Source organism: Vibrio sp. 10N.286.51.E5, assembly GCF_041469125.1.
In the GTDB taxonomy this organism is placed as follows: domain Bacteria; phylum Pseudomonadota; class Gammaproteobacteria; order Enterobacterales; family Vibrionaceae; genus Vibrio; species Vibrio crassostreae_C.
This window is the reverse complement of sequence record NZ_JBFRJZ010000002.1, coordinates 24,976-37,352: the sequence shown is the minus strand read 5'-3', so window position 1 is coordinate 37,352 and position 12,377 is coordinate 24,976. Positions and strand designations below refer to the sequence as shown.

9 protein-coding genes, 1 pseudogene and 1 riboswitch are annotated in these 12,377 nt (G+C 45.9%); of the genes and pseudogenes, 9 read left to right on the top strand and 1 reads right to left on the bottom strand.

Annotation, left to right across the window (positions count from 1 at the left end; all coding sequences use genetic code 11):
- Nucleotides 1-10 precede the first annotated feature (10 nt).
- Nucleotides 11-961, bottom strand: a complete 951-nt coding sequence (locus AB4161_RS00260) for a TDT family transporter (protein WP_017071043.1) — start codon at nt 959-961, stop codon at nt 11-13.
- Nucleotides 962-1,169: 208 nt separating this feature from the next.
- On the opposite strand from AB4161_RS00260, the gene AB4161_RS00255 reads away from it, so the two are divergent.
- From AB4161_RS00255 to AB4161_RS00215, 9 genes and pseudogenes are all read left to right on the top strand, one after another.
- The gene (locus AB4161_RS00255) at nt 1,170-2,066 is read left to right on the top strand and encodes a LysR family transcriptional regulator (RefSeq protein WP_048608012.1); all 897 of its coding nucleotides are present in this window, start codon (nt 1,170-1,172) and stop codon (nt 2,064-2,066) included.
- A gap of 88 nt (nt 2,067-2,154) precedes the next feature.
- Nucleotides 2,155-2,448: a YebG family protein gene (locus AB4161_RS00250; RefSeq protein WP_004735185.1), complete on the top strand. Its 294-nt coding sequence runs from the start codon at nt 2,155-2,157 to the stop codon at nt 2,446-2,448.
- Between the two features lie 155 nt (nt 2,449-2,603).
- Nucleotides 2,604-2,687, top strand: a riboswitch (Fluoride riboswitch).
- A gap of 194 nt (nt 2,688-2,881) precedes the next feature.
- The gene (locus AB4161_RS00245; RefSeq protein WP_017079913.1) at nt 2,882-3,574 is read left to right on the top strand and encodes an iron-sulfur cluster assembly scaffold protein; all 693 of its coding nucleotides are present in this window, start codon (nt 2,882-2,884) and stop codon (nt 3,572-3,574) included.
- 24 nt (nt 3,575-3,598) lie between these two features.
- Complete coding sequence (locus AB4161_RS00240) at nt 3,599-4,588, top strand: GGGtGRT protein (protein WP_372082513.1); 990 nt, start codon at nt 3,599-3,601, stop codon at nt 4,586-4,588.
- A 228-nt stretch (nt 4,589-4,816) separates the two neighbouring features.
- A pseudogene (locus AB4161_RS00235) lies at nt 4,817-5,449 on the top strand (MarC family protein).
- 258 nt (nt 5,450-5,707) lie between these two features.
- Nucleotides 5,708-6,739 (top strand): 2,3,4,5-tetrahydropyridine-2,6-dicarboxylate N-succinyltransferase, encoded by a 1,032-nt coding sequence (gene dapD / locus AB4161_RS00230; protein WP_017059885.1) that lies wholly within the window; start codon nt 5,708-5,710, stop codon nt 6,737-6,739.
- A 523-nt stretch (nt 6,740-7,262) separates the two neighbouring features.
- Nucleotides 7,263-7,613: an EF-hand domain-containing protein gene (locus AB4161_RS00225; protein ID WP_017059884.1), complete on the top strand. Its 351-nt coding sequence runs from the start codon at nt 7,263-7,265 to the stop codon at nt 7,611-7,613.
- A gap of 124 nt (nt 7,614-7,737) precedes the next feature.
- Complete coding sequence (locus tag AB4161_RS00220) at nt 7,738-9,060, top strand: efflux RND transporter periplasmic adaptor subunit (RefSeq protein WP_032545691.1); 1,323 nt, start codon at nt 7,738-7,740, stop codon at nt 9,058-9,060.
- The gene (locus tag AB4161_RS00215; RefSeq protein ID WP_372082511.1) at nt 9,057-12,161 is read left to right on the top strand and encodes an efflux RND transporter permease subunit; all 3,105 of its coding nucleotides are present in this window, start codon (nt 9,057-9,059) and stop codon (nt 12,159-12,161) included. Before AB4161_RS00220 ends, AB4161_RS00215 begins: the two co-directional genes overlap by 4 nt.
- The last annotated feature ends 216 nt before the right edge of the window (nt 12,162-12,377 follow it).

Here is a 12,377-nt window from a genome sequence, read left to right as displayed (position 1 = left end):
CTATTGCTTCTTACAATCTACTGCCTACCGCGCTTAGAACACGGTGAGGTTTGTAATTCATGTAATAACGAACCGCCACATAACCCACTACAAACGTTGCCACAATCAATTCTAGATACGCTAGGCCAAACACTTGATTGATGTAATGCGCTTCAATACCTTGTGCTTGCATCCACGCAGCCAGTTTGAACAAGGCTGTTGCACCAATCACGATTGGGAAGGTAAACGCTGCATAACCAGGGCTAAATGGAAGACGAAGTAGTTTGAAAAACGCCATATAGATAATGAACGTCATCAACACTGCAATACCAAATAGTAAACCAATGATCACAGGTGAAGGGTTAGCAGTAACGGTTAAGTAACCCGCCAAAGATAGGCTTGCCGGTGCTGCCATAATCGCAATCGTTGGTTTTGCAGCATCTGGCACTTCGTGAGAGAAGATCAAACGGTAAACCATGATTGGTAGCATTACTGCGTAAACCAATAAGCCGAATACCAAAGTCGCGTTCGCTACTGGCTCTAAAACTGGATTACCAGAAAAAGAAACGTCTGCCACAATGATACCGATTGGCGGCACAAACCAGCTTGGCACCATGTGGTGAATCTCAAAGTTTTTAGCTCTGTGGTACAAAAAGCTCGTTAGAAACACAACATGCAAAGCCACAGAAGCCAACCACATAGCTTCTTGTAAGAATTGAGAGATTGGCGCCAAAGACGCTGACACCACCATGCACCCCATTGCAAATGTTGGTACCACACTGCCGACAACAGGGTGAGCAAGATCTTCACGCAATAGGTGACCATGAATCAAAAATTTCACAGCTAAAACAAGAAGTAATACCGCCGCAATGCCAGCACTGATCCACTGCACCAAACCCGGTGTGTGTAAGATACCTTGTGCGACTAGAACACCATCCCAACACCAGCCTAAGCTTGCAATTGCGAGTGCTAACCCTGCCATGGGTGTTGGAGCTCCTGTTAATCTATATTTAATACGTTGAATCATGTCAGCCTCTCTTAAACCTAATTCACTAAACTTGTGAACTCATCAGCTTGTTGAAGCCATAATACGCTTGCGCTTCGTTAAACAATATCCAATTATATATAACAAGTGTTCATCAATACTGAACAGAATCCATTTTCACCAGCAGAGTAAAACTAGGAATCTGATGGCTAATATTTCAATAAAACAGCTCAAAGTGTTCGTCACTATTACTCAGCACTCGACATTGACTGCTGCCTCTGAGGCTCTGTTTCTGTCTAAAGCTGCGGTCAGCATGGCACTAGGCGAAATGGAGAAACAACTCGGCCACTCTCTATTTGACCGGGTCAACAACCGATTAATTCTCAACCAAGAGGGACATAAGTTACTTCCATTGGCGGATGAAATATTACATCGTGCTGCTGGTATTGATGTTTTGTTCCGTGATGATCAGCCTTTAAGTGGCAATCTAAAGGTCGGCGCGAGTGACACGATTGGTAATCAGGTCGCACCGTTTATTTTGTCAGGCTTTCGCGAACGAACTCAACATCAGGATCAAAGCTTGTTCATTTCAAACAGTGCACTGATCTGCCAAAAGTTGGTGGATTATGAACTGGATATCGCGCTAATTGAAGGAAAAACATTACACCCTGAACTCATTTCGAGTCAGTTTAGCAGCGATGAAATGTGTATTATTGTTAGTAATCAACATCCTCTCGTTTCAAAAGAAAAAGTGACTTTAAGCGATTTAGAAGATAGTCACTGGATTCTACGTGAATCAGGCTCAGGGACTCGCGAGTTTTTCCTTCGTGCAGTCGCACCGCGTATCGAACACTGGTATGAATCCTTTGAACTCAACACCACCGAGGCGATCATCAATTCAGTTTCTGCCAATCTTGGATTCGCGTGTTTATCACGACTGGCGGCGCAACGAGCAATTGACTCAGGCCGAGTGAAAGCACTCGATGTCCCACTCGACATGAAACGACGTTTCTGGATGCTGGTACACAAAGACAAATACCAGAGCCCGCTGCTGAAATCTTTCATGAGTTATTGTGAAGACTGGGCTACACATCAAGATTGAGGCCGCATTGTTAGGGCTCCAACTGGACTTTTAACATCAGAAACTGTATAAAAAGCCAGTAAAATTTATCAAACTTAGAGGATTAACCATGGCTGTTATCGTCAAGTACGTGGTCGAACGCAACGGAGAAGAGAAAATGACTTTTACCTCTAAAGCCGAAGCTGACGCATACGACAAAATGCTGGATATGGCTGATGAGCTTTTTGAACTGTTAAGCAAAAGCGACTTAGTTGAAGATGAAGGCAAGCAAGAAGAACTTGCAATGTACCTAGCGAAGAATAAAGAAGAAGTTCTTTATGCATTAGGTGCTAAGCGCAAACCAGCTCCGAAAAAAGAAAAGAAACTTGAAGCTGTTGAAGACGCAGAAGAAGATGCAGCGTAACTAGCTGATACCTCTGTTGAAAACGTCAATGACACCTCTAATTAGAGCTCGTTATTGGCGTTTTTTTATACTTATCGAAATATAATGAACTCTGTTTATAGTCGAAATCGCTCTAAACATTCGCTTGCATGAAAGTGTGATAAAGATCTAATCTATAGCCATCAGGTGATGGGGTTCCACCTAAGCTTTTGCTTCAACCGCCCGTTCTTTCGAACAGTGCTAATGACTCCTACAGAATCGAAAACAGGTAATACTGTTGGATGTATCGCTATTCCTCCATTTTGAAATGGACTTAGTCTCTTAAGGCCGAGCTTCATGACACCTTTGGATTATCGATACTCAAGATCTGTAGTGAATTAGCCGCACCTCTTCCAACACGTCCTGTTTTCTCAACACTCTAGGTCTTCAATGACTCTAACTGTGAGAAAACATTATGCACTACTCTTCAGAAATTCAATCAATGTGCCCTATTCAAAGGGGTGATCTGCACACTTCAGCGCCAATTCCAGTTGAAGGCGCTATGGTTAGTCCAAAAGACGTTATCGCTATTTCTGGCTTAAGCCATGGCGTCGGCACTTGTGCACCACAACAAGGTGCAGCAAAACTAACGCTGAACGTAAAAAACGGCATCATCGAAGAAGCACTAATCGAAACGATTGGTTGTTCAGGCATGACTCAATCAGCCGCGATGGCAGCCGAAATCCTCACCGGAAGAACCATTCTTGAAGCCCTAAATACTGACTTAGTGTGTGACGCTATTAACGTAGCAATGCGCGAGATCTTTCTGCAATTTGTTTATGGTCGAACTCAGTCTGCTTTCTCTGAAGGCGGTCTAGAAATTGGCGCCGCATTAGAAGACTTAGGTCAAACACAGCGCAGCCAAGTGGGTACCAGTTACTCAACTGCTGCGAAAGGCGTTCGTTACCTAGAGCTTGCCGAAGGTTACGTGACCAAGCTTGCACTTGATGACCACAGCGAAGTGATTGGCTACGAGTATCTCAACCTCGGCAAAATGATGAAGGCGATCAATCAAGGCGTGTCAGCCAATGAAGCTGCTGACCTTGCGACGGGTACTTATGGGCGCTTCGATGAAGCCGTTACCACTATTAACCCACGCCAACAGTAATTTTTGCCAATTTAGAGGAAAGATATGATGAACACTCAATTTAATGAATCAATAACTCGCGTATTGGCAGAAATGAACTTCGACTCTTTGGAGCAAGCGAACCAATACTGTCTATCACACAAAGTCGACCCAAAAGCGTTAGTGATGGATACCCAACCTATTGCTTTTGAAAGCGCTGCCGATGCTTATATCCTTGGCTCAGCACTGGCGTTATTTCGCAAAGCCACCAGCGCAGAACAAGCCGCTAATATTATTGGTGAAGGCCTCCAAGCATTTACCAAACCCGGCAGTGTTGCCGAGCAACGTCAAGTGGGTATAGGCCACGGCGCATTGGCTGCACGTCTTCTAAATGAAGAAAGCCACTGCTTTGCTTTCCTTGCGGGCCATGAATCTTTTGCTGCTGCAGAAGGTGCGATTAAAATCGCACTCAACGTCAACAAATCACGTCACAACCCATTGAAGGTAATACTCAATGGTCTAGGTAAAGATGCGGCTTACTTAATTTCTCGCATCAATGGTTTTACTTATGTTCGCACTCAATTTGATTACCAAACGGGTGAGCTAGTTGAAACAGAACGTCGCCGCTTCTCACAAGGCCCTCGTGGCGAGATCTTGTGTTACGGCGCTGATGATGTACGTGAAGGTGTAGCGATCATGCACAGAGAAGAAGTGGATGTGAGTATCACGGGTAACTCAACCAACCCAACACGCTTCCAACACCCTGTTGCTGGTATCTACAAAGCAGAACGCACTCGCCAAGGTTTGCCATACTTCTCAGTTGCTTCAGGTGGCGGTACAGGTCGAACATTGCACCCAGATAACGTAGCAGCAGGCCCAGCGTCTTACGGCATGACCGATACCATGGGCAGAATGCACGCTGATGCTCAGTTCGCAGGTAGCTCTTCAGTTCCTGCTCACGTGGCGATGATGGGCTTCATCGGCATGGGCAACAACCCAATGGTCGGATCGACGGTTGCATTGGCTGTGGCAGTGAGTGAATCTCAACACGCATAACGACAAAGTGAGTCCCACAATCTGCCTGTTATGTAGAGTCTGTTAGTTGAGAATCAAGCAATAACGGACGACTAAAACTCTACACCTATCACTAAAACCAAACAGCCAGCCTTATGCTGGCTGTTTTTTATTCACACTTGCTCTACTATCTATTTCTAATAATTATTTGTATCTAAGATTAAATACATTCTGCTGTCGTATTTAACTACATATTTTCAAAGGAATAATATGAAAGAGCTCATCATTCATACCATTACCGTGTTCATGGGCTTTTTTGCCATCATGAACCCGATCGCCAACACACCGATCTTTCTTTGATTAACAGGTGATAATGATAGGGAAACGGTCAAGTCTATCGCTTTCCGCTCAGTGTTCATCGCCTTCATCATCGTCAGCACCTTTGCTGTCTCGGGTAAACTCATCTTCGACCTCTTTGGTATCACGCTTTACGCGCTTCGTATCACCGGCGGGATCCTCGTGTTCTTGATTGGCTTTCATATGCTGCAAGGTGACTCAACACACTCTAAAGCAAAAGAGAAGGTCAACTCAGACGCTCAACAAGATGCGGCGCTCAGTATCGCCGTCTCGCCACTGGCAATGCCAATATTAGCCGGACCGGGCACCATTGCCACCGCGATGAACTTTGCCAGCACCGAAGGCATCTACGAAACCATCGTCGCCTTTGGCCTACTATGCGCCTTAACCTACGTATTGTTTGTATTTGGCGAGCGCTTCGTTAAAGCCGTTGGACCAAGCGCACTGAACGTGATTACTCGAATGATGGGGTTGATACTCGCGGTAATCGGTATGCAGATGTTGATTGAAGGGATTGAGCAAGCTTATAAGGCACTGTTTATCTAAAGAGGGGATTCACAGGAGAATGTTGATTAACGCACCAATCAATTTGTGTTGATCTGCAGTGTTTTCTCATTGCAGAAAACTATCTCTCAAAAGACAAGCAATATCATTTTACAGACTTTATCCCGATACGCCCTTTCATAACGAGGGCGCTCTCTTTATGATGAACGCAATTAAATTAACTTTGCTAACGGCAGCGCTTGTTATTCGAGCCGTTGTTTTGGAATAGCAAAATCAAGACTCAACACATGGAGATTCAACATGGCTTATTTTTCACTAGCCTTCGGTACGGCAACCAAAAATCGCGACAATAAAATCATTGAAGCGTTCTTCCCTAACCCGCTTCTAAACCCAAGCGACGCTCTTGTAGCAGCTGTAGCTGAAGTGTCAGGTTACGCTGAAGGCAACCAAGCTATCGAAATCTCTGCTGCACAAAGCGCAGAACTGGCGAAAGCATTCGCAGCAAACGATGATGCAGCTAACGCATCTTTCGCAGAAAAAGCGGCAGCGTCTGAACAGCCACTTGTTCTTGTTGTTCTTGCTACTGACGAGAAGCCAGCATCAGTTGCTGAAGGCTTCCTAAAGCTACAACTTATCTCTAACCGCCTAGTACAACCACACGGTACGGTACTGGACGGCATCTTCGGTCTACTGCACAACATCGCATGGACAAACGAAGGCCCTATCGACCTACCTGAGCTGGCTGAGCGTCAAATCGAAGCTCGCCTTGCAGGTCGTGCTCTGTCTGTAGATTGCGTAGACAAGTTCCCTAAAATGGTGGACTACGTAGTACCAACAGGTATTCGTATTGCTGACACTTCTCGTGTTCGTCTTGGCGCACACGTAGGCGAAGGCACAACAGTAATGCACGAAGGTTTCATCAACTTCAATGCTGGTACAACTGGCGTGAGCATGGTTGAAGGTCGTATCTCTGCGGGTGTTGTTGTAGGTAACGGTTCAGACATCGGCGGCGGCGCTTCTATCATGGGTACTCTGTCTGGTGGCGGTACGATGGTTATCTCTATCGGCGAAAACTGCCTACTAGGCGCAAACGCTGGTCTTGGCTTCCCTATGGGCGACCGTTGTACGGTTGAGTCTGGTCTTTACGTGACTGCGGGTACTAAGGTTCGCATGTTAGATAAAGAAGGCAACGAAGTAGAGATCATTAAAGCTCGCGATCTAGCTGGCGTTTCTGATCTTCTGTTCCGTCGTAACTCAATCACTGGCCAAATTGAATGTCTTGCGAACAAGTCTGCTGTTGAGCTAAACAGCGAACTACACAGCAACAACTAATCTAAGCGCTAGATGCTAGATGCTAGATGCTAGATGCTAGAAAATAATAAGCCGCTGGGGTTCAATCCAGCGGCTTTTTTGTATGTTCTGGGAATCATTATTGCCCCATTACCAGTCAGAGTTAACAGAATGTTAACATGCATTTGCCCTACTAAAAGTAATCCCTTGTCTGTTGGATATTTGCAAGGCAAACTGCTGGGCAAAAGTTCGAAAACACTCTGAATGTCTAAAAATCGCCATATTTTTCGAAACTAGGGATTTTATATCATTGGCTTTTCGGTTTCGGTTTCGGTGGCTGAAAGTTTGGGATAATTTGAAAACCATTTGGACATAGCTATGCCTGTACTCTTACCAGAGTACTAGCGGCAGAAGTTTCATAATTTCTGTTGCGCTGCGCTTACAAACCGATAAGAACATAAATCGATATCTACTTAGCCATCTTTACATACCTTTACATCACATGACGTTATCTTACTTACATTAGTATATTCTTAAGTAGTGAAACAAAGAGAAGGAAAACGTCATGAAAATCAAAAGCACGATAATCGCGTTACTCGGTATCGTTATTGCCTTCGGAGCAATGGCTGGTGGAATGAATAAAGGCATGAATAACAATATGTCACGCCCAGTATTTTCACAGTTTGATCTCGATGGTGATGGCAAGATAACCGAAGCCGAGTTCAATCAAGCACGCTCAGAACGTATTGCCCAGCGAGCAGAAGAGGGACGTACGTTGAAAAATATCAATCAAAGCCACAGTTTTGCTTCGTTAGATAGCAACGCGGATCGCGCTATCTCTCAACAAGAGTTTAATGCTCATCAAGGCATGGTGAACCCCAAAAATACCATGGGCAAAGGCAAAAACAATCAGTAGCTCAATTCAATCAGGCCTCCATTTGTGAGGCCTGACTTATTTTGAGATCAAGGAAGCAAATCCGCTTATGTTGGTGTGCTACCTTTTGCTTAAGGAAAAGCTAATATATAGTAAGGGAATCGCTATGACTAGGTATAGCTGGTTACAAAGGGCTCTGTTTGTTCCTCCTGTTTTGTTGGGCATCGCGTTATTGGTGATCGCACCAGGGATGAAGGCTGAACCGCCTAATGCGAGTAATACGGCTGCTAAAAAGGTGGTTCGGGTGTTGAAAGTCGAGCCGCGAAATATCCAACCTTCTGCCATCGGATATGGACATACCGAGTCTGTTCAAGACTGGCAGGCACAGTCTGAACTTGACGGCGCGGTTGTGTGGGTTTCTGAGCAATACAAAACGGGCGCTATTATCCGCAAAGACAGCGAACTCCTTAGAATTGACCCCACCGCTTATCAACTTACTATTGCCCGTTTGCAAGCTGAGCTTGAAGTGCTAATGCTAACGAATCAGACCATTATCGATTCGCTCAAGATTGCAGAGAAAGAGTTTGAGGTACAACAGTCAGAATATGCCCGCTCAATCAAATTGAGTGAAACCGGGCATATCTCCAAAACAGAGAAAGACCGCGCGACCAAAGACTTGCTCAGCAGCCAGCAACAGCTCCAGACACAGAAAAACCAACTGGCAATTAATCAAGCGCAGCAAAAGGTTTTGCAAACGGAACTAGCACTTGCAAACCGAGATCTCGAACAAACCGTAATTAAAGCCCCATTTGATATTCGCATTGTCGAAACCTTGGTTGGACTCGCCGAGTATGTCAACAAGGGGGAATTGCTGCTCAAAGCGGATGACATTGATGCCGTTGAGGTTCGCGCGCAGTTTCCGCTTGGTAAAATGCGTCCGCTAAGAAATTCCAATCGCTTTGACTCGCTTGACGAAGATGTTCATAGCAACTTGAGCGCGACAGTCGAGCTCCAAGCAGGCGATAAAGTAATTACTTGGCCTGCCGAGATCAGCCGCTCCGGCGGTGAAATCGATGCTCAGACTCAAAGCCAAAGCCTGGTTGCACAAGTAAATCAGCCCTATCAGCAAGCCATTCCCGGGGAGAAGCCACCACTTATTCGTGGGACTTTCGTTAAAGTCACGATTAAAGCACCAATGATGGAGCAACAAGTCTTGCTACCGATAAACGCCATCCATGATGGTAAAGTTTACACTGTCTCTGAAGGTAAACTGAAAAGCAAACCTGTCAGGATAGATTTCGTCCAAGGGCAGGTTGCGGTGATCAAATCTGGCGTGGAATTCGGTGATGTGGTTGTGCTAAGTAAACTTTCACCCGCCGTTGAGGGGATGGCTTTACAACCGCAACCGGATGAGAAAATCGGCCTTTGGTTGGATACGCAGAGCGGATTTAAAGCCCTAAACGCGATTCAGAAAGAGGGCAAATTATGATCGCTTTTTTTGCTCGGCACACCACTGGCGCCAATGTCCTGATGATGGCGGTACTGCTGTTAGGGGCTTTTGCCTTGCCCAAACTGCAGAAAGACACTTTTCCGTTGACGCCGACCAAAAATATTGAGGTTCGGATCGTTTATCCGGGCGCGTCACCTTTTGAGATGATGGAAGAAGTGTGTTACCCGTTGGAAGATTCTCTCGATAAGCTGAGTGGAATTAAAGAGTTAAGCTGTGATGCCCGAGAGAGTTTGGTCATCGCCAATGTGGAAATCGGCGATGATGAAGACATTGACACTTTAACCAGCGATATTCAGCAGCAGGTTAACGCCATCAGTGATTTTCCGGATCGAGTTGAGCAGATCACGGTGTCGAAACTGGACCGAGTGGCAACGGTGGCCAGTGTCGCGATTACCGGCAATATGTCAGATAGGGACTTATATCTCTATGCCCAACAAATTAAGCACAAGTTAAAAGAGAGCCCATTGATCGCTCAGGTGACCGTGAGCGGTTTTGCGGATCAAGAAATAGAAATTCGCGTATCGCAGTGGAAGTTGCAGCAGTACGGCCTGAGTGTGTCCGACTTGTCCAATCTAGTACAACAGCAAAGTATCAGCACTCCTGCTGGCGTATTTAGTAATGACTTGGAAGAGATCAGCGTCCGCTTCGACCACTTAGGCAGCAACGTCAGAGACTTCGAAAATATCGTGATTAAATCCAGTGAGACGGGGACTCAGGTTCGCCTCGGTGATGTTGCCGTTATTCAGCAGAAGTTCACTAGCGATGAAAATCAAATCCTGTTCAATGGTCAGCGTGCCGCTTTGCTTCAGGTGTCCAAAACGCAATTTCAAGATACCTTAACGGTCAAAGATGCGATCGTCAGCATCGTTGAAAAAGAACAGGCGAGAGCCCCTGAAGGCGTCGCTTTAACCATCACCCAAGATTCCAGCACCAATATTATTGAGCGTCTGAGAATCCTCACCAGCAATGGCGCACAGGGATTAGCACTGGCATTTTTGATGTTGTGGGCGTTTTTTAATATTCGCTTTAGCTTTTGGGTCACCATGGGGCTGCCGGTTTCATTCCTTGGCGCCATTTTTGCGATACAACTTCTCGGTTATACCCTGAATATGATGACGCTGGCCGGGCTGATTGTCGCGATTGGTCTGCTAATGGACGACTCGTTGATCATTGCAGAAAACATCGCTGCCAAGAGGCAACAAGGGCTACCCGCGTTTGACGCTGCAGTTGAAGGTACCAAACAAGTCTTCCCAGGTGTGATTGCATCGTTTGCTACCACCATCATGGTGATAGGGCCGCTGATGTTTCTCACAGGCAAGATGGGCGAAGTACTACGCTATATTCCCATCGTGTTATTGATTACCTTGCTTGTTAGTCTGATAGAAGCTTTCTTGATCTTGCCGTCTCATTTGGCACATAGCCATACTGAATCTCGCTCTAATCCTATACGGGACAAGTTCATTGCCGGTTTTGAAAACATCAGAGACAGATTCTTTGTGCCAGTGAGTGTCAAGGCGATGAATGCACCTTATCTTTCAGTAGGGATATTGGTGATGGTGGTGATGATTTCAACCGCTTCCATTTCGTCAGGTTGGCTGAAATTCAAAGCCATGCCTGCCTTGGAAAGTGATGTGCTGCAGGCGCGTATCTTGCTCCCTCAAGGCAGTTTACTGAGCCAGACAGAGGCGGTGGTGGAGAAGGTTTCAAACGCGCTTGATGAACTCAACCAAGAATACGCAGAGAAATACCCAAGCTCAAAACCTTTGGTCGCGAGCACCACGATCATGTTCAACTCAAATGCTGATGCTAATGAGTCGGGGCCGCATATGGCAACCGTCAGTGCCGATCTATTGCCAGCGCAATTTAGGCAGCAGAGCATTAAAGATCTGATCCAAGATTGGAAACAAAAAGTAGGCCCTACGGCGGATGTGGTTTCACTCAAGTTTACCGATAAAGAACGGGGCATTGCTGGCAATGGCATTGATATTCGGGTTCAGGGTGAGTCGTTACAAGAGCTCAATCAAGTCAGCCGCTCGCTGGTGAAATGGTTGAAGGGATTTGACGGTGTCTATAACCTCTCCACCGATCTGCGTGAGGGCAGAACCGAATTTCACGTTAACCTTAAAGATGAAGCTGGCGTGATGGGAGTTAATGCTTCCAACATTGCTCAAACGCTGCGCAGCGCGGTAAAAGGCAGTACTGATCTGACGGTTTTCCAACAAGGCGAGCTGGTGGATATTAGTGTGAGACTGGATGAGTTTACGCACCAAGCTAGCCTGTATGAGTTGAATAACTTGATGGTGACTGCAGGCAATGGAACCCTAGTTCCATTATCAAGTGTTGCGACGTTTGACAGAAAACAAGCCTTCTCGCGAATTCACCGCATTAATGGGATGAACACTGTGGTTGTGCAAGGCAATATCGATACGCGGGTTGCCAATGCGCGTGAAATCATGCTGCAGTTCAATAGCGAATTTGTCTCGCAAACTCAACACAAATTCCCAGACATCACCTTCACCTCGCAAGGTCAGGATAAAGAAAGCTCAGATACGGGCTCCTCGCTGGCGACCTTCTTTGCTCTTGGCGTGGTGGGGATTTATCTTATTTTAGTGTTCCTGTTACAAAGCTACACTCAACCGATTGCTGTGCTGCTGGCAATCCCTATGGGCTGGATTGGTGTGGTATGGGGGCACTTGGGCATGGGGTTCGATTTGACTATTCCAAGCTTGGTTGGCTTTGCTACCTTAGCGGGTATCGTCGTTAACGATAACATTCTGTTGGTCAATTTTATTAAGAAGAATATCGCCCAAGGCGAGCGCTTGATAGACGCTTGTCGAGAGGCGGTACGTGACCGATTTAGAGCGATATTTATCACCTCGTTAACCACATTTGCAGGATTGCTTCCACTGTTAACCGAAACCAGTACGCAAGCGCAATTTCTGATCCCGTTAATTGCCAGTATTGCGTTTGGCTTAGTCTCGGCTACGTTACTAGCGTCAATTGTTGTGCCTTGCGTGCTGCTTATTTTGGACGATTTAAAGCTGACCAAATGGGCAGAAGGTGCTCAATCTTCCCTTTGAGGCCCTTGGGAGTGCATGCTGAACCATGTCATTTAGCCCGGCATGAAAATGGTAGTTTGCGTAGAATTTATTTGGCGATTAAACCCTATCACTGACTGCTGTTTTTTTGCGTACAAAAAACAATAGGGTCAGGTCTTGTCTTTTGCTCTTTGGTGGCAGTTTTTCTATCAGGTTTAGTTATTTGTCATACCTGAAGTTATTAGTCATTTGCTAATG

Coding starts and splice junctions, on each gene's coding strand:
- AB4161_RS00260 (WP_017071043.1), bottom strand. CDS start 961: ATGGCAGGGTTAGCACTCGCAATTGCAAGCTTAGGCTGGTGTTGGGAT.
- AB4161_RS00255 (WP_048608012.1), top strand. CDS start 1,170: ATGGCTAATATTTCAATAAAACAGCTCAAAGTGTTCGTCACTATTACT.
- AB4161_RS00250 (WP_004735185.1), top strand. CDS start 2,155: ATGGCTGTTATCGTCAAGTACGTGGTCGAACGCAACGGAGAAGAGAAA.
- AB4161_RS00245 (WP_017079913.1), top strand. CDS start 2,882: ATGCACTACTCTTCAGAAATTCAATCAATGTGCCCTATTCAAAGGGGT.
- AB4161_RS00240 (WP_372082513.1), top strand. CDS start 3,599: ATGATGAACACTCAATTTAATGAATCAATAACTCGCGTATTGGCAGAA.
- dapD (WP_017059885.1), top strand. CDS start 5,708: ATGGCTTATTTTTCACTAGCCTTCGGTACGGCAACCAAAAATCGCGAC.
- AB4161_RS00225 (WP_017059884.1), top strand. CDS start 7,263: ATGAAAATCAAAAGCACGATAATCGCGTTACTCGGTATCGTTATTGCC.
- AB4161_RS00220 (WP_032545691.1), top strand. CDS start 7,738: ATGACTAGGTATAGCTGGTTACAAAGGGCTCTGTTTGTTCCTCCTGTT.
- AB4161_RS00215 (WP_372082511.1), top strand. CDS start 9,057: ATGATCGCTTTTTTTGCTCGGCACACCACTGGCGCCAATGTCCTGATG.